The 17258-nt window shown below is 70.4% G+C and carries 14 protein-coding genes and 1 tRNA gene; 1 reads left to right on the top strand and 14 read right to left on the bottom strand.

The window, feature by feature from the left end:
* Nucleotides 1-264: 264 nt before the first annotated feature.
* From EDF31_RS04000 to EDF31_RS03970, 7 genes are all read right to left on the bottom strand, one after another.
* Nucleotides 265-341: transfer RNA gene (locus EDF31_RS04000), tRNA-Leu, on the bottom strand.
* Nucleotides 342-424: 83 nt separating this feature from the next.
* Nucleotides 425-1906, bottom strand: a complete 1482-nt coding sequence (locus EDF31_RS03995; RefSeq protein WP_131845283.1) for an FAD-dependent oxidoreductase — start codon at nt 1904-1906, stop codon at nt 425-427.
* A 38-nt stretch (nt 1907-1944) separates the two neighbouring features.
* A complete protein-coding gene (locus EDF31_RS03990; RefSeq protein ID WP_131845282.1) occupies nt 1945-2493 on the bottom strand; it encodes a DUF501 domain-containing protein in 549 nt (182 codons plus the stop codon).
* A gap of 67 nt (nt 2494-2560) precedes the next feature.
* Nucleotides 2561-3094, bottom strand: coding sequence for a septum formation initiator family protein (locus EDF31_RS03985; protein WP_111084824.1), 534 nt, complete (start codon nt 3092-3094; stop codon nt 2561-2563).
* Between the two features lie 300 nt (nt 3095-3394).
* Entirely contained in the window at nt 3395-4678 is a 1284-nt protein-coding gene (gene eno, locus EDF31_RS03980; protein WP_131845281.1) for a phosphopyruvate hydratase, read from the bottom strand.
* 96 nt (nt 4679-4774) lie between these two features.
* Nucleotides 4775-6019, bottom strand: a complete 1245-nt coding sequence (gene hisS, locus EDF31_RS03975; protein ID WP_123294733.1) for a histidine--tRNA ligase — start codon at nt 6017-6019, stop codon at nt 4775-4777.
* A gap of 296 nt (nt 6020-6315) precedes the next feature.
* Nucleotides 6316-7047, bottom strand: a complete 732-nt coding sequence (locus EDF31_RS03970) for a MazG family protein (RefSeq protein WP_131845280.1) — start codon at nt 7045-7047, stop codon at nt 6316-6318.
* A gap of 90 nt (nt 7048-7137) precedes the next feature.
* On the opposite strand from EDF31_RS03970, the gene nhaA reads away from it, so the two are divergent.
* Complete coding sequence (gene nhaA, locus EDF31_RS03965; protein WP_131845279.1) at nt 7138-8316, top strand: Na+/H+ antiporter NhaA; 1179 nt, start codon at nt 7138-7140, stop codon at nt 8314-8316.
* Nucleotides 8317-8487: 171 nt separating this feature from the next.
* On the opposite strand, the gene mfd is transcribed toward nhaA, so the two are convergent.
* The 7 genes from mfd to EDF31_RS03930 form a co-directional block, all read right to left on the bottom strand.
* Nucleotides 8488-12096 (bottom strand): transcription-repair coupling factor, encoded by a 3609-nt coding sequence (mfd, locus tag EDF31_RS03960; protein WP_131845278.1) that lies wholly within the window; start codon nt 12094-12096, stop codon nt 8488-8490.
* A gap of 80 nt (nt 12097-12176) precedes the next feature.
* Entirely contained in the window at nt 12177-12761 is a 585-nt protein-coding gene (gene pth, locus EDF31_RS03955; protein WP_131845277.1) for an aminoacyl-tRNA hydrolase, read from the bottom strand.
* A 29-nt stretch (nt 12762-12790) separates the two neighbouring features.
* The gene (locus EDF31_RS03950) at nt 12791-13423 is read right to left on the bottom strand and encodes a 50S ribosomal protein L25/general stress protein Ctc (RefSeq protein ID WP_123294728.1); all 633 of its coding nucleotides are present in this window, start codon (nt 13421-13423) and stop codon (nt 12791-12793) included.
* Between the two features lie 197 nt (nt 13424-13620).
* The gene (locus EDF31_RS03945) at nt 13621-14994 is read right to left on the bottom strand and encodes an RbtT/DalT/CsbX family MFS transporter (RefSeq protein WP_131845276.1); all 1374 of its coding nucleotides are present in this window, start codon (nt 14992-14994) and stop codon (nt 13621-13623) included.
* Nucleotides 14995-15395: 401 nt separating this feature from the next.
* Nucleotides 15396-16307: a hypothetical protein gene (locus EDF31_RS03940; protein WP_131845275.1), complete on the bottom strand. Its 912-nt coding sequence runs from the start codon at nt 16305-16307 to the stop codon at nt 15396-15398.
* A 24-nt stretch (nt 16308-16331) separates the two neighbouring features.
* Nucleotides 16332-17069 carry a hypothetical protein gene (locus tag EDF31_RS03935; RefSeq protein WP_131845274.1) on the bottom strand — a complete coding sequence of 246 codons (738 nt, stop codon included), beginning with the start codon at nt 17067-17069 and terminating at the stop codon, nt 16332-16334.
* The gene (locus EDF31_RS03930; RefSeq protein ID WP_131845273.1) at nt 17062-17247 is read right to left on the bottom strand and encodes a hypothetical protein; all 186 of its coding nucleotides are present in this window, start codon (nt 17245-17247) and stop codon (nt 17062-17064) included. The genes EDF31_RS03935 and EDF31_RS03930 overlap by 8 nt, the downstream gene beginning before the upstream one ends.
* Between the last annotated feature and the right edge of the window lie 11 nt (nt 17248-17258).

Here is a 17258-nt window from a genome sequence, read left to right as displayed (position 1 = left end):
TTGTCCGCACGGACGCGCCGTCCTGCCCACGAAAGCGACGTCGTGCCGCGAACGGTTGGCGGCACGACGTCGCTTTCGCGGGACGCACGCGTGTAACGGACGGGAGGCGCGGTGCGGGCGCGCCACGGGCCTCCCGGCCGGGCTGGGGCCGGTTCACACCCGCCGAAGCGACAGATGCACCCGCGGTCGCGCCGTCTTGCCCGCCAGGGCGACAGTGTGCCGCGAACGGTTGGCGGCAGACTGTCGCTTTCGCGGGACGCGCACTGGTACCCCCGGTGGGACTCGAACCCACAACTCGGCGATTTTAAGTCGCATGCCTCTACCGATTGGGCCACGGGGGCGGGCCGCAACAGCCTACCGATGCGCTCGACGACGAGAGGCGGCCACCCCGAAGGGTGACCGCCTCTGCGTGGTGCTGCTGGTGCTACTTGGCGTCCGCTGCGGCCTCGGCCTTCACGGGCTCGGCCTCGTTCGAGACGTCCTTGGCGGGCTCGCCGTACGCCGGGCCGGCGGCGCCAGCGGGCTTGCCCTCTTCCGGAGCCGGAGCGGCGGCCGGAGCTGCCGGGGCCTCGGCCGCGGGCTTCGGACGGGACGCGAAGGCCTCGAACGCAGCGCGCGGGGTCTCACGGTCGTCGAGCGACGCGATGTCGCGGCCCAGGAAGAAGCCACCGACCCAGTCGCCGATGACGCGCCACTTGCGCTCCCACGACGGCATCGCCATGCCGTGGTAGCCGCGGTGCGCGCCCCACGCCAGGAAGCCCTTCATGGCGAACTTGCCAGACTGGAACACGCCGATGCCGAGACCGAGGCCCGCGACGGCGCCGAGGTTCTCGTGCTTGTAGTCGGTCGTGGCCTCGCCACGGATGGTCGCGACCAGGTTCTTCGCGAGCTGCTTCGCCTGACGGACGGCGTGCTGGGCGTTCGGCACGCAGAAGCCGCCGACGCCACCACCGGTGAGGTCCGGCACGGCTGCGACGTCGCCACAGGCCCATGCGTCCGCGATCACGCCGTTGTCGTCGACGACGCGCAGGTCGGGCTGCACGCGGATGCGACCGCGCTGCTCGAGCGGGAAGTCGGTGCCCTTGACCATCGGGTTCGCCATGACACCGGCGGTCCAGATGATGAGGTCGGACTCGATCTTCTCGATCGCGCCGTCGCTCGTCTTGAGCTCGCAGACGCCACCGACGGCCGAGGCCAGCTGGGTCTCGAGGTGCACGTTCGCACCGCGCTGCGCGAGGTTCTTGAGCACCCAGTGCGAGGTCTCGAGCGAGACCTCGGGCATGATGCGGCCCATCGCCTCGACCAGGTGGAAGCGCGTCTCGTCGAAGGAGAGCTGCGGGTAGCTCTTCAGCAGGTCGGTGACGAAGGAGCGGAGCTCGGCGAAGACCTCGATGCCGGCGAAGCCACCACCGACGACGACGACGGTCAGCAGGCGGTCACGCTCGGGACCGGCCGGCAGGTTCGCCGCCTTGTGGAAGTTCGTGAGGATCTTGTCGCGGATCGCCGCGGCTTCCTCGATCGTCTTGAGGCCGATGGCCTCGTCCGCGACACCCGGGATCGGGAACGTGCGAGACACCGCGCCGGCGGTCATGACGATCTGGTCGTAGGACTCCTCCCACGCCTCGCCCTCGGTCGGCGTGATCGTGGCGGTCTTCGTCGCGTGGTCGACCTTGGTGACCTTCGCGGTGACGACGCGGGTGTTCTTGAGGTGGCGGCGGTGCGAGACGACCGCGTGACGCGGCTCGATCGAACCGGCAGCGACCTCGGGCAGGAACGGCTGGTACGTCATGTACGGCAGCGGGTCCACCATGACGACCTCGGCTTCGCCCTGGCGAAGGTGCTTCTCGAGCTTCCATGCGGTGTAGAAACCGGCGTAACCGCCGCCGACGACGAGGATCTTGGGCACGGGGGATGATCTCCTTGGATGGGGGTTTCGGAGTCGAGTCAGACTTCGCCGCCACCCGCCCCGACTCCAGCGTCTGCACCGTCATCATACGCCCGGCACTCACACCGGGAGGGCGACCAGTCCGCGCGCTCGAGCGCGAGGTCACCGATGGGGTTGACGCCGGGTCCGGCGGCGAGGGCGTGACCGACGAGGGCGTGCAGGCACTTCACACGGGTGGGCATGCCACCGGCGCTGATGCCGACGATCTCGTCGACGTGCTCGATCGACTCGCGATCGGCCAGGTAGGACTCGTGGGCCGCGAGGTACGCGGCCGCGGTGGAGTCGTCCTCGAGCAGTGCTGCCAGCTCCGGCATCACCTGGTTGGCCTCGAGGGTGCTGACCGCGGCGGTGGCCGCGGGGTGGCACAGGTAGTAGAACGTCGGGAACGGGGTGCCGTTCGACAGTCGGGGCTTCGTGGAGACGACCGTGGGGTTGCCACAGACGCACCGTGCTGCGATCCCGATGACGTCGCGTGCCGGTCGGCCGAGCTGCGCCGACACGACCTGGACGTCGCGGTCGGAGGGCGGGTCGAAGGGAGGGGTCGTCACGGGAACGTGAGCCTACCGGAGACCCGGTACCCCGCGCACCGTCGCGCCGGACGGGTCCGGTTCGGTGCTACTTGCTCTCGCCGGTGCCCGAGACGTCCGGGGCCACGAGGTCGGCAGCGGTCTCGTCGGTGAGCCCCGACTGCAGCACCGAGGACAGCATCGCCTGCACCCAGTCCACCTTCGGCGTCTGGACCTTCGTGCTGACGGGCGTGCCGGAGTCCGTCGTCGGCGTGGTCTCGGCCTTCCGGTCCTCGGCGCCCATCACGAGGTAGCTCTCCTCGCCCGGGTACACGTAGAGCAGGCGGTCGCGCGCCTGCGCCTCGATGTACGCGGGGTCGTCCCAGCGGGCGACGTCCTTCTTCTTCTGCGTGACGTCGGCCTTCTGGCTCGCGACCTCACGCTGCTGCTGGGCGATCTGCTCCTGCTGCTGGATGAGCGTGCGGAGGGACGGCGCGAGCACCACGACGAAGAGCACGATGATCGCGAGCATCAGCAGGCTGAACCCGGAGAAGTGGATCGAGCGGTACCAGGGCTGCGCCGACGTGCTGCCGTCGGGCATCGCCACGGGGACGCGGCGGACACGGGGCTTCTGGCTGGGCACGTCCCGACGATAACCCGACCGACGCGGTGGGAACGCCCGGCACGCGGCCGTTCGGTGGCCTCTCAGCGACTCGCGTCGTCCGATCGATGCTGCCGGGAGGCGCGGGTGCGGTCCGCCCGTCCATCCCGTACCCGGAGTGGTCACCACACACCGCCCGGCGCACGTCCGGCGGTCACGTCCCGTCGGATGGCTCCGGGTCGGCCGACGTCTTGCGACCGATCGAGGTCCGCACACGACGAGACGCCGTCCTCTCGGGAGAGGACGGCGTCTCGGTGGTGCCGGTGCTGCTGGCCGAGCTGCTTACAGTGACTTGGCGCGCGGGAAGGCCGAGCGACCGGCGTACACCGCGGCGTCGCCGAGCTCTTCCTCGATGCGGAGCAGCTGGTTGTACTTCGCGACGCGGTCCGAACGAGCCGGTGCACCGGTCTTGATCTGACCACCGTCGACCGCGACCGCGATGTCCGCGATCGTGGTGTCCTCGGTCTCGCCGGAGCGGTGGGACAGGATCGAGGTGAGGCCGTGACGGTGCGCGAGCGAGACCGCGTCGAGGGTCTCGGTGAGCGTGCCGATCTGGTTGACCTTCACCAGGATCGAGTTCGCGGCCTTCTCGTCGATGCCCCGCTGCAGACGCTTCGGGTTGGTGACGAACAGGTCGTCGCCGACGATCTGGACCTTGTCGCCGAGCTCGGCGGTCAGGTGCGACCAGCCTTCCCAGTCGTCCTCGGCCAGCGGGTCCTCGATCGTGACGAGCGGGTAGTTCGCGACGAGGTCGGCGAAGTACGCGGTGAACTCCTGGCTCGAGAGCTGCTTGCCCTCGAACGAGTACTTGCCGTCGTGGAAGAACTCGGTGGACGCGACGTCGAGGCCGACGGCGATGTCCTTGCCCGGGGTGTAGCCGGCCTTCTCGATCGCGGTCAGCAGGAAGTCGAGCGCCGCACGGTTCGACGCGAGCTCCGGCGCGAAGCCGCCCTCGTCGCCGAGGCCGGTCGCGAGGCCCTGCTTCTTCAGCTCGCCCTTGAGGGCGTGGTAGGTCTCGACGCCCCAACGGAGCGCCTCGGAGAACGACTCGGCGCCGTAGGGCACGAGGAAGAACTCCTGGATGTCGACGTTGGTGTCCGCGTGGGCACCGCCGTTGACGACGTTCATCAGCGGAACGGGCAGCGTGTGCGCGTTCGGGCCGCCGAGGTAGCGGAACAGCGGCAGGTCAGCCGAGTCGGCAGCGGCACGGGCCACGGCGAGCGAGGCCCCGAGGATCGAGTTCGCGCCGAGGCGGGACTTGTTCTCGGTTCCGTCGAGCTCGATGAGCGCGGCGTCGACGAGGCGCTGGTCGGTGGCGTCGAAGCCCTCGAGCGCCGGGCCGATCTCGTCGAGGACGGCGTCGACGGCCTTGAGCACGCCCTTGCCGCCGTAGCGCGAGGCATCGCCGTCGCGGAGTTCGTACGCCTCGAACGCGCCGGTGGAGGCACCGGAGGGGACGAGCGCGCGGGACACGACGCCGTCGTCGAGGAGGACCTCGACCTCGACCGTCGGGTTGCCTCGGGAATCGAGGACTTCGCGTGCGCCTACGGCATCGATCAGGGCCACGGGGTACTCCCTACACATTGGTTGTGGTGTTTGCGGGACCGATCCTAGCGAGCCGAGGTGAACACGACGTCGACCGTGACGCCCGGTGTGGACAACTCAGTCGAGCGGGCGGAACTCCACACCCTCGAGCGACGTCGTGTCGGCGCCGACGGTCGCGAAGGCGGAGAACCCCTGCGCGGCCAGACCGGCGAGCAGGTTCTTCGTGTTCTTGGTGCGCCGTTCGAGCCGCACGCGCCGGTGCGATGCGAGCGCCTCGGTCTTGAGGGCCGCGAGCCGGACCGGGTCGACGTCCTTGTCGTAGACGAGCACCACGGCGTCCGACTCGGCGGACTCCGGGAGTGTCACGAGGTCGACCAGGCGCTCGAAGCCCAGCGAGAAGCCGACCGCGGGGACGTCCTGCCCGAGGAACCGACCGATCATGCCGTCGTACCGACCGCCGCCGCCCAGGCTGTAGCCGAAGTCGGGGTGCGCGACCTCGAAGATCGTGCCGGTGTAGTAGCCCATGCCGCGCACGAGCGTCGGGTCGAAGCGCAGGTCGACACCGGGCAGCGCTTCCCGCAGGCGCAGCAGGTCGGCGAACGCCTCGGCGTCGAGCCACGCAGCACCCTCGACCGAGGTCCAGTCCGCTGCCTCGAGCGCACGGATGGTGTCCTCGAGCCCCGGCAGCTCCTGTCCGACGGTGCTGCGGAGCTCGGCGGCGACGCCGTCCGGGCCGATCTTGTCGAGCTTGTCGACCGTGATGAGTGCGCGGTCGGCGGCAGCGGGGTCCGCGATGCCCCACGACGCCAGCAGGGTCAGCAGGATCCGCCGGTCGTTGATGCGGATCGTGGTGCCGGTCACCCCGAGCGCGTCGAGCGCTGCGGTCGTGGCGCGGATGAGCTCGATCTCGGCCAGCTGCCCGGGCTCCCCCAGGATGTCGATGTCGCACTGCACGAACTGGCGGTAGCGCCCCTTCTGCGGACGCTCGGCGCGCCAGACCGGCGCGATCTGCACCGATCGGAACACCGAGGGCAGCTCGGCGCGGTGCGAGGCGTAGAACCGGGCGAGCGGCACGGTCAGGTCGAACCGGAGCCCGAGGTCAGCGAGGTCGAGCGGCGCCTGGGCAGCCTGCAGGTCCTCGGTGCTCAGCCCGCGCTTCATGACCGCGAACGCCAGCTTCTCGTTGTCGCCGCCGAGCCCGGAGTGCAGCCGCGCGGCGTCCTCGACCACGGGGGTCTCGATCTCGTCGAACCCGTGCCGCGAGTAGACGTCGCGGACGACACCGAGCACGTGCTCGCGTCGAGCCTTGTCCGCCGGGAGGAAGTCGCGCATGCCACGGGGTGCCGTCACGGTCGTCGCCATGGCGTCAAGTCTGGCAGATTCGCATCGACGAGTTGCGCGGCATGCGCCCTACTGGCATACTGCATTCAGTACCTCGGTTCGGAGCGTGCCTGATCCACTCTCCGGACCGATCGCGTGGGCACCGTGCTGCAGTGTGCCCCGCGACCCGAGCGGGTTCTGCGTGCACACCTCTCCCTGGGGGTGTGCCCACCCGCTCACGGGCGCCCTCCTTTTTCGGGTTAGGAGGGCGCCCTTCTCTTTTCCCGCGCACACACCCTGCGGCTCCCCGCGCACACACTCCGCGGCTCCCCGCGCACTCACTCCGCCGCGCGGCCGGCTTCCTCGAGCGCAGCGACCGCAGCACGGAGACTCGCGACCGGGTCGATCCCGTCCCGCACCGCTCCGGCGACCTCCTCGAGCATCGCGATCCCCCACGCCGGGTCGACCGCCCCCGCACCGTCGGCCGGCGTCGGAGACTGGACCGATGCCCGAGTCGTCCCCGCTCCGGGTGCCGCAGCCGATGCTGCGGACGTGTCACGGGCCTCCCGGTCGGCGGCCACGACCGACGCGACGGCCGTGTCGGCCGCACGGTGCTCCTCCAGGCGCTCCAGCAGCTTGACGGCCCGCTCCAGCGGCGGCATCGCGCGCGGGACGCCGTCGAGGGCGCTCGTCCGGGCCGACTTCTCCGCCGCCTTCGCCGCGCGCCACAACCGGACCACGTCGTCGACCGTGTCCGCGGTCTCGTCGCCGAACACGTGCGGGTGTCGACGGACCATCTTGTCGCGGACCCCGGCGGCGACGTCCTCCAGGGTGAACTCCCCCGCGCGTTCGGCGATCCCGGCGTGCAGTACGACTTGGTACAGGACGTCGCCGAGCTCCTCGCGGACGTCGTCCGGGTCGCCGCCGTCGATGGCGTCGACGAGTTCGTAGGACTCCTCGACCGCGTAGCGCGCGAGCGTGGCATGGGTCTGCGCCCGGTTCCAGACGCAGCCCCCGTCCTCGGCGAGCAGGCGGTCGACGACGGTCACGAGGTCCGGTACGGCGGTCATCGCGCCATCGTCTCACCGACGTATGCTGGTCGTGGTGTGTCGGGAAGTCTGGTCGACGGACTACCACCCGACCCCTCGAGACGGAGATCCATGTCGTCCCTCGTCCGCTCCCCCCGCTTCAGCGCCATCGCGCTCCTGACCGCCGCCGTGCTCGGCCTGGTCGTCGCGAACTCACCCGTCGGCCCCGGCCTCGAACGGCTGCTCGACGCACACCTGCCACTCGGTGCCCTCGGTCTCGACCTGTCGATCGCGCACTGGATCAGCGACGGCCTGCTGGCGGTGTTCTTCCTGCTCGTCGCGATCGAGCTGAAGCAGGAGCTCGTCGACGGCGAGCTGTCGAACCCCAAGACCGCGATCATCCCCGCCATCGCGGCGGTCGGCGGCGTCCTCGTCCCGGCGGGCATCTACCTGCTCGTCACCGCGGGCACGCAGTACACGCACGGCTGGCCGATCCCGACAGCGACCGACATCGCGTTCGCCCTCGGTGTCCTGGCGATGTTCGGTCGCGGGCTGCCGAGCGGCATCCGGGTGTTCTTGCTCGCACTCGCGGTGCTCGACGACCTCATCGCGATCATCATCATCGCCGTCGTGTTCGCACATGACACCGACTTCCTGGCCCTCGCCGGTGCCGTCGTCACGCTCGCGGTGTTCTGGCTGCTCGGCCGGATGCTCCGTCCGGGGCGCAACGGGCAGACGCTGCTCATCGTCGCGATGGTCGTGGTCGGACTCCTGACGTGGTGGCTCGTCTACCACTCCGGCGTGCACGCCACGATCGCCGGCGTCGCGCTCGGGCTCGTGCTCCCCCGCCGTCCGGGCCACACCCTGCACGAGAACGTCGAGCCGTGGTCGAACGCGATCGTGCTGCCGGTGTTCGCGTTCGCGTCGGCCGCGGTGGTCATCCCCGCCGTCGGCATCGGCGAGCTCTCGCCCACGTTCTGGGCCGTCGTCATCGCGCTGCCGGTCGGCAAGGTCATCGGGATCACGCTGTTCGGCGCGGTCGCCACGCGGATCTTCCGCTCACCAGGGCGGTCGTCGTTGTCGTTCTTCTCGATCATCACCGTCGGGGTGCTCGGTGGGATCGGGTTCACGGTCTCGCTGCTCATGAACGAGCTCGCGTTCGCCCGGAACGAGGAGATCCTCGACGAGGGCGTGCTCGCCGTGCTCGTCGGCTCGGGCATCGCGATCGTCGCGTCGGCGGTCGTGGTCACGCTGCGGGCCCGGACGTACCGCGGGCGGCGCGAGCTGTCCGAGGCCGAGGCGACCGAGTAGCGGGGCGCGGTTCCGGGCGCGCACCACGTTTGCGACGATCCACGCGTCGATCGACGCGTGGATCGTCGCGAACAGCGTGTTCGCGGTGGACGCGCCCACGAGCGGACGGGAGGCACGGTGCCAGCCCGCACCGTGCCTCCCGTCCGTCGCCGCTCGCGACCACTGCACCGCTTACGCGGCCGGCGCCTCCGCCGGCGTCGTCGCGCCGTACACGGCGGTGAGGATGCTCTCCACCCACTGGATCAGGGCGTCGTCCGGCAGCGCCTGGTCGTGCGGCCGCGGCATCGGGATGCTCGCCGCGTTCTGCTGCGGGAACCACTTCGCGCCCGGGAACATCCGCTTGAGCCGCACCTGCGACGAGTCGGCGAGCTCCTTGCCCGCCACGCGCAGGTTCGAGCCCATGACCACCACGTCGGACAGGCCGACCTGCTGCGCCATCCGACGCAGGCGGGATACCTCGACCAGCGTCTGCACGGCCTGCGGCGGCTGCCCGTAGCGGTCGGTGAGCTCGTCGAGCACCATGTCGATGGCGTCCCGCTGGGCCGTCGGAGCCGAGGCCGCTGACAGCTTCTGGTACGCCTCGAGCCGGAGCCGCTCGGACTCGACGTAGTCCTCGGGGATGTGCGCGTCCACCGGGATCTCGAGCCTCAGCTCGGTCTGCCCCTCGGCCACGTCACCGCGGAACTGCGAGACGGCCTCGCCGATCATCCGGAGGTACAGGTCGAACCCGACGCCTGCGATGTGCCCGGACTGCTCGCCGCCGAGCAGGTTGCCGGCGCCGCGGATCTCGAGGTCCTTCATGGCGACCTGCATGCCCGCGCCGAGCTCGTTGTTCGCCGCGATGGTCTCGAGGCGGTCCTGTGCGGTCTCGGACAGGGGCTTCTCGGAGTCGTACAGGAAGTACGCGTACCCGCGCTCGCGCCCTCGGCCGACACGACCACGCAGCTGGTGGAGCTGCGACAGCCCGTACTTGTCGGCCTTGTCGATGATGAGCGTGTTCGCGTTCGCGATGTCGAGGCCGGTCTCGATGATCGTCGTCGACACGAGGACGTCGAACCGGCGCTCCCAGAAGTCGACCATGACCTGCTCGAGGGTGCTCTCGGACATCTGCCCGTGTGCCACGGCGATGCGGGCGTCCGGCACGATCTCGGCCAGGTGCGCGGCGACGCCCTGGATGTCCCGCACGCGGTTGTGCACGTAGAACACCTGGCCCTCGCGCAGCAGCTCGCGGCGGATCGCTGCGGCCACCTGCAGGTCGGACTGCGGCCCGACGAAGGTCAGGATGGGGTGGCGGTCCTCGGGTGGGGTCGCGAGGGTCGACATCTCGCGGATTCCGGTGACCGCCATCTCGAGTGACCGTGGGATCGGGGTCGCCGACATCGCCAGGACGTCGACGTTCGTCTTGAACTTCTTCAGCTGGTCCTTGTGCTCGACGCCGAACCGCTGTTCCTCGTCGATGATGACGAGCCCGACGTCCTTGAAGGTGATGCCCTGCGACAGGATCCGGTGGGTCGCGATGACGATGTCGACGGTGCCGTCGGCGAGCCCGGCGATGGTCTCCTTCGACTCCTTCTCGGACTGGAACCGGCTCAGGGCGCGCAGGTGCACGGGGAACCCGGCGAAGCGCTCCTGGAACGTCTCCATGTGCTGACGGACGAGCAGGGTCGTCGGCACGAGCATGACGACCTGCTTGCCGTCCTGCACCGCCTTGAACGCGGCGCGGATCGCGACCTCGGTCTTGCCGTAGCCGACGTCGCCCGACAGCAGGCGGTCCATCGGGATCGGCCGCTCCATGTCGCGCTTGATCTCGTCGATGGTGGTGAGCTGGTCGGCGGTCTCGGCGAACGGGAACGCCTCTTCCAGCTCGCGCTGCCACGGGGTGTCCGGGCCGAACGCGTGCCCCTTCGACGCCATCCGCGCCGAGTACAGCTTCACCAGGTCGACGGCGATGTCGCGGACGGCCTTGCGGGCCTTCGACTTGGCGGCGGACCAGTCCGAGCCGCCCATCTTCGACAGGGTCGGGGACTCGCCGCCGACGTACCGCGACAGCTGGTCGAGCTGGTCGGTGGGCACGAAGAGCTTGTCGCCGGGGTAGTTCCGCTTCGACGGCGCGTACTCGAGGACGAGGTACTCGCGCTGCGTCTTCACCGCGTTGCGGCCGCCGGAGCTGACCTCGCGGCTGACGAGTTCGACGAACTTGCCGATGCCGTGCGTCGCGTGCACGACGACGTCGCCCGGCTTGAGCTGCAGCGGGTCGACCACGTTCTTGCGACGGCTCGCGAGCTTCTTGACGGTGCGCGCACCCTGCTGGACGCTCCGGCCGTAGAACTCCGCTTCGCTGAGCACGACGATGCGCGGATCCGGGATGGCGAAGCCGTGCTCGACGGTGGCCGTCGTGACGATGGCGACACCCGGTTCGGGAGGCGCGGGCAGGGCTTCGGCACGGGCTGCGACCCCGGCGTCGGCGAGGACCTGCACCGCCCGCTCGACCAGACCCTGGCCCTGGGCGGTCACCACGACCGCCCACCCGTCATCGGTGAGCGCCTTGACGTGCGCGATCGCGCCGTCGGCACTGCCCGCGAAGCTCGGTACTGCCTCGGCTCGGACGCGGATGTACTCCCCCGCCTCGGCTGCTGCTTCGGCGTCGGTGAGCACGCGCGCGGTGTCGCCTTCGTCGAGACCGGAGTCGAACGGCGACACCGTCCACCAGGTGCGCTGACCGCGGGTGTTCTTGAGCTGCTGCACGGTCAGGAAGTTGCCGGCGTCGAGGTCGATCGGCGCCTGGGCCCCGGCGACCGCGGCGCTCCACGCGGCCTGCAGGAACTCGGTGTTCGTCTCGGCCAGGCTGTTCGCGCGACCGTTCACCCGCTCGGGCGAGAACACCGCGATGGTGGCGTCCTCGGGCAGGTACGAGGTCATCGGGACGAGGTCCTGCACGAGCGCGGGGGCGAGGGACTCCATGCCCTCGACCGGGATCCCCTCGGCGATCTTCGCGAGCATCTGGGACAGGTTCGGGAACTCGTGGAGCATCTCGCGCGCCCGCTGCCGGACGTCGTCGCTGAGCAGGAGTTCGCGCGAGGCGGTGAGTTCGACCGAGCCGAGGTCGTCCTCGGTCGTGCGCTGGTCGGCGACCGAGAACGCCTTGACGGCCTCGATCTCGTCGCCGAAGAAGTCCACGCGGACGGGGTGGTCCGCGGTGGGCGGGAAGACGTCGAGGATGCCGCCGCGCACCGCGAACTCACCGCGCCGCGTGACGAGGTCGACGCGGGCGTAGGCCATGTCGACCAGCTTCGCGGCGATGGCGGCCAGGTCGTTGCCGCGCGAGTCGGTTCGCAGCACGACGGGTGCGAGCGAGGTCAGGTTGGCGGCGATCGGCTGCAGCGCTGCGCGGACGCTCGCCACGACGATGGTGGTGCGGCGGTCGGCAGCGTCGGCAGCGGACCAGGACGCGAGCCTGCGGAGCGTCGCGATGCGGGTGCCGACGGTCTGGGCACTCGGGCTGAGCCGTTCGTGCGGCAGGGTCTCCCACGCCGGGAACTCGAGGACGTCGGCGTCGGGGACGTAGCTGCCGAGGGCGTCGCGGACCGCTTCGGCTTCACGCCCCGTCGCCGTGATGACGAGCACGCACTGCGGCCCGTTCCGCTCGGCGAGCAGCGCCCCGAGCAGTGGGACCCGCAGGCCGTCGACGACCGAGAAGTCGGCGTCACGAGGCGCGGCGCGGAGCACGCGATCGAACGCGGAGGCGCGCGAGAGCGCAGGGATGATGCCCGAGATCGTCACTCAGGAGATGGTACCGGCCCCCACCGACACCGCCCGCGTGGTGCGCGACGGGCGAACACGGCCGGGATCGACCAGCGCGGTCAGGACGGCGCGTGCACCCGCTGCTGCGCGGCGACGAGTCCGACCTCGGCGATCGCCTCGACCGCGTCCGCGGCGTCGGCCAGCAGGATGGGCAGCGACTTCTTCTCGGCTGCGGAGAAGTCACGCAGCACGTAGTCGGCGGGGTCCTGACGACCGGGGGGACGACCGATGCCGACCCGCACGCGCGTGAACTCGTTCGTGCCGGTGGCCTTGATGATGTCGCGCAGCCCGTTGTGCCCGCCGTGACCCCCGCTGCCCTTCAGGCGGACGGTGTCGAACGGCAGGTCGAGCTCGTCGTGCACGACGACGAGGTCGGCCGGGGTGGCGCTGTAGAACCCGAGGACCGACGAGACCGGTCCGCCGGAGGTGTTCATGAACGAGCCGGGCTTCGCGAGCACCAGGCGCGGTCCGCCGGGCACCAGGCGCCCCTCGGCGACCTGGTTCGGCGTCTTATGCTTCTTGAACCGCGCTCCCATGCGGGCGGCGAGTTCGTCGAGGACCATCTGGCCGACGTTGTGCCGGTTGCCGGCGTAGTCGGGCCCGGGGTTCCCGAGTCCGACCACGACCAGCGTTCGATCCGCCACAGCGTCGACCAGATGCCTTCGAAGGGGTGTTACTCGGAGTCGACCGGCTCGGAGCCGCCCTCGGCACCGGCTTCGGCACCGGCCTCGGCCGAGGCCTCGTCCGCAGCGTCGTCGTCAGCGGTGCCACGCGGGGTGACGATCTGCACGACGAGCGCTTCGCCGTCGGTCTCGAGCTCGGCGCCCTCGGGGAGGGTGAGCTCGGCGGCGGTGATCTGCTTGCCGTCCTCGAGGCCCTCGACGTCGACGACGACGTGCTCCGGGATGTCGGTCGCGAGGACCAGCAGGGAGACGGTGTTCAGGTCCTGCACGTGGATCGTGCCGGAGAAGGACTCGCCCTCGATGACGACGGGCACGTCGACCGTGACCTTCTCGCCACGGCGCAGGACCACGAGGTCGATGTGCTCGATGATCTGGCGCACCGGGTCACGCTGGACGTCCTTGACGAGGGCGAGCTGGGCAGCACCCTCGATGTCGAGGTCGACGACCGCGTTGGCGGTACGGACGAGCAGCATGGTCTCGTGACCGGGCAGCGAGATGTGCTTCGGCTCGGTGCCGTGGCCGTAGACGACCGCGGGGATCTTGTCAGCGGCGCGGAGCTTGCGCGCTGCACCCTTGCCGAACTTGGTGCGGACGTCCGCTGCGAGCTTCGTGTAGTCGGCCATGGTGCCTCCTGGTCTCGGGGGTCGACACCGGCGGTCCGGCATCGTGGGGGTCTGTGGTGTTGCAACTCGAACGCGTGCACGCGTGAGGAACGTTCCCTGCTGGGCCGGGTCTCCCACCGCGTCGATCACGGCCGCTGTCGCGGCCCTCGCCGAAGTCAATCACCGACTCTACCAGCACCCGCCGGGCGTGTCGTGCCTCAGTGCCCGGCGGCCACCGCTTCCTTCGGCACTCTGAGGAACGAGAGCACCACGAAGGCGAGGACGTAGAGGCCGACGAACGTCCAGACCACCCCACCGGGGCCGCCCCACGGCAGGACGGCACTGACCACGGCGTTGCCGAGGAAGGTCGCACCGCCGGCCGCCGTCGCGTACATGGCCATCGCGGCGCCGCGGCGCTCCTCGCCGGCGAAGGCGGGGACGATCGCACCCATCGGCGTGAACCCGGCGAGCATGATGCCGAAGACCGTCCCCGCGGCGGTGGCGAGCCAGAAGCCCCACTCGGAACCGGCGGGCACCAGGTGCGGGACGTACCACCAGGCCAGCAGCCCGATGGCCGATGCGCCGATGCCGAACCACTTGACGGTGCGGATCCAGCCGATGCGGTCACCGAGGGCGCCGAAGAAGGCGTTGAACAGGATGTTGCCGGCGTAGACGATCACCGTCATCGTCAGCCACTTCGACTGCCCCCACCCGAGCTCGGTGCCGATGATCGCCGGCATGATCACGAACATGCCGAACTCGGGCGCCGTGTTGACGAGCCGGATCAGGACGGCGAGCAGGACCTTGGGGCGCGTGATGCAGACCTCGATGCCGCTGGCGATGACCCGTGCGGCGGAGTGCGAGCGCGGGGCGATGCGGCCGAGTCCGGTCTGCTCGTGGACACCGAACCGGACGATCACCCAGCCGGCCGCGACCAGCACGAGCGACAGGGCCATCGACCACGTCTCCCCCGTGTGGCCGCCGCCGAACGCGGGGATGCTGCCGATCGCGATGAGCGAGCCGAGCGTCGGCAGGCCACCGGTGAAGACGACGTAGAACCAGCCGACGGCGGTGGCGTTCCGCTCACGTGCGACGGTGTGGTTCACCCAGCAGAGGAACGAGAAGGCGAACAGCGGGAACCCGAGTCCGCGCAGGAAGTACGTCAGGGCGATGAGACCGACCGACCCGGTGGGCAGTGCCGCGAGGAACGCGACCTGGAACACCACCCACAGGACGGCGCCGATCGTCATGACGCGGCGGGGCCCCCACAGCTCGGAGAGCACACCGGCGAAGTACGAGGCCACCAGGACGGCGACGCCGTAGATGCCGATGACCATCGCTGCACTGTCCGTGCCGCCGGAGCCGAGCGCCGCGGCGATGTGCGGCGCGATGAAGTTCGACTCGATGCCGTCGCCCGTCATGAAGACGAGGACGCCGAGGAAGCCCCACCGCAGTGGGTGCGGGATGCCGAGGCGGGCGATGAGGCCCTCGCGCCCGACGGCGGGTGCCGGTGGCGTGGAGCCAGGTGGTGCGGTCGCGACGCCGTTCGGCGGGGTCAGGGTCGTGGTGCGTTCGGTGCGGGGTTCCGACATGTGTCGTCTCTCCTGGAGGGGCCCCGGAGTGCTCGACCCGGCATCGCGGCATGTCTCCGGGGTGCGCCGCGCGCCACGCTCCCGACCACCCGCGCAGTGGCTGCGGGCGATCGGGGCGTCGGCGATGATGCGAGTCCTGTACCCGGGGCGCCCCGTGCTGGTGCGGCGACGGATCCCGGCGGACCATCGCCGGCCCGAAGCATGGTGTCCGACGTTAGACCGCTCCAACGCCGCTCGTCAAGAACGACAACTGTTGTGTAACGATCGGCGGTCGTGCCGCGCGGAGGGAGTCGTTCCGGGCGTAGTGGGTCGTTCCGGGCATAGGTGGTCGTTCCTTTTGACCGAGTACGCCGATTCGACCTCCCATCGCGCGCGTGATGGGAAGGAACGCTCCGCGAGGCTCATCGACCGAGGCTGCGCCGGTGCTCCTGCGCGGCCGCCAGCAGCTCGCGGGCGTCGTTGCTCGTGGCCTCGGCGGCGTCACGAGCACGTTCGAGGGCCTCGATCTCCGCGGTCGCCCGATCGAGCTCGCGCTGGAGGTCAGCCCGGCGCTCCTCGGCCTGCTCGAGGTCCGCCTCCGCGGCGTCGAGCGCGGCATCGGCGTCGCGCGACTCGCTCCGGGCGGCGGTCTCCGCCTGGCGTGCGGCCTTCCGCTCAGCGGCCGGGTCACGCTTCGGCTCGGGCTGGGCGTCCGGCTCCGGTCCGTCCTGGGGTTCCGTCTCCGTCGACCGGGAGGCACGGCTCGCCTTCCGCGCGCCCCTCGCCTGGGTGATCGGGATGGGTGGGGCATCGCTGCCGGACCAGGCGTCGGGCACCGCGTCCGGATCCGCGAGCGCCCCGTCCAGGTCGACCGCGTCGAACCCCACGCTCTCCAACGGCGTCACGAGCAGCCCCGAGCGCACGGCGGCTCCGGCGTGCGGGTCGGCCATCGCCGCCTCGATCGTCGCGCGCACCTGGTCGAGCACGGCCGACGTCGCGGGGTGTCCGGCGTCCGAGGCGAGGTCGGCCCCCGCCTGCGCCAGCGCCTCGATCACCTCGGAGCGTTGCTGTCGGAGAGTCCGGATCTCGCCGGGGTCGGCGTCGGCCTGGGCCTTGCGGAGGGCCGGCCCGAGGTCGACCGCGTCGTCGAGGGCGCCGTCGTGTGCGAGCAGGTCCACGACCCACGCTGCCGATGCCGGCTTCCGGAGCTTCCCGATCGCCGCCGCCAGGGCCCGGTCGTCCTTCCGCACCGCGCGCTGGCGAGCCGTGCGCTCGGCGACGAAGTCCCCCGGCGCGACGAGCAGCAGCTCCTTGGCGACGTCCGCGAACTCCATGCCCCCAGCTTGCCCGCGATCCCCTCAGTAACGCTCGAGACGGTCCGCTCGGAGCACCGGGGTGTTCGCCGGAGCTGTCACGGTGTACCCGAGCTCCCGGAGCGCCGTCGCCGCGACTTCGGGAGCGTCGTGGACGCCGACCGCCGTCTGGATCGAGCGGAACCGCCGCCGACCGGCGGCGAGTACGTGGCGGGCGTTTTCGGCGTGATCGATCCCGAACTCGTTGACGAGCATCTCGAGGACGTCCTCGATCGATGGTCGGTGCCGATGCCCGCCGAGCGGGAAGTGCAGCGTCGAGATCCGCGTGATCTTCCCGTTGGCAGCGTCCTTCGCGCGACGTTTCCCTCGCTTGGTCCGGGCCATGAGCATCGCCCAGATCACCTCGTCTCGGTGCGCGTGGATGTTCAGGTGCGCAACGGGAACCGACTCGATCGAGTCGCGGACGTAGTCGAAGTGGAAGAACGGCTCGGCGACCTGCTCGACCGCCACGGCGAAGGAGGACTGTTCGACGGCGAGGGAGTTTCCGGTCGTGTTCCACCGACAGCGGAACTGGACGAGCAGGCGGAACATGACGTGTCCGTCGACGGTGAGCGGGACGCCGATCGGATCAGACTGCGAGATCGCGACCTGCGGCCGCGCCGGCGATGTTCCGACCTTGACGTCGAAGGACACCGGCGCGCCGAGGACTGCAGAGAGTGTGTCGATCAGTTCTTGTGCGAACCCCTGGACCCGTGCTGCGAGGTCAGAGGTGCGGTCAGTCATCGCCTTCGAGGAAGTCGAGTTCGTCGAGGGCGCGCAGGATCGACTGCTCTTCGGGGTCGAGCTGGAACGTCGCCCCCTTCTTGCGGAGGTCTGCCAAGGGCATGTGCGCGAGGGCAAGCAGGCGTGAACGCTCGATCGCGATCGAGCTCCTGTCCATGAAGGTCACCGTCGGAACCATGTCGTCTCCTT

The organism is Curtobacterium sp. PhB142 (assembly GCF_004341255.1).
In the GTDB taxonomy this organism is placed as follows: Bacteria; Actinomycetota; Actinomycetes; order Actinomycetales; family Microbacteriaceae; genus Curtobacterium.
This window is presented reverse-complemented; position numbering and strand designations above follow the sequence as displayed.

Bases quoted from the DNA above. Each gene is read 5' to 3' on its own strand.
- EDF31_RS03945 (WP_131845276.1), bottom strand. From the start codon at position 14,994: ATGTCGGAACCCCGCACCGAACGCACCACGACCCTGACCCCGCCGAAC.
- nhaA (WP_131845279.1), top strand. From the start codon at position 7,138: ATGTCGTCCCTCGTCCGCTCCCCCCGCTTCAGCGCCATCGCGCTCCTG.
- EDF31_RS03930 (WP_131845273.1), bottom strand. From the start codon at position 17,247: ATGGTTCCGACGGTGACCTTCATGGACAGGAGCTCGATCGCGATCGAG.
- EDF31_RS03940 (WP_131845275.1), bottom strand. From the start codon at position 16,307: ATGGAGTTCGCGGACGTCGCCAAGGAGCTGCTGCTCGTCGCGCCGGGG.
- hisS (WP_123294733.1), bottom strand. From the start codon at position 6,019: ATGGCGACGACCGTGACGGCACCCCGTGGCATGCGCGACTTCCTCCCG.
- EDF31_RS03935 (WP_131845274.1), bottom strand. From the start codon at position 17,069: ATGACTGACCGCACCTCTGACCTCGCAGCACGGGTCCAGGGGTTCGCA.
- EDF31_RS03970 (WP_131845280.1), bottom strand. From the start codon at position 7,047: ATGACCGCCGTACCGGACCTCGTGACCGTCGTCGACCGCCTGCTCGCC.
- EDF31_RS03950 (WP_123294728.1), bottom strand. From the start codon at position 13,423: ATGGCCGACTACACGAAGCTCGCAGCGGACGTCCGCACCAAGTTCGGC.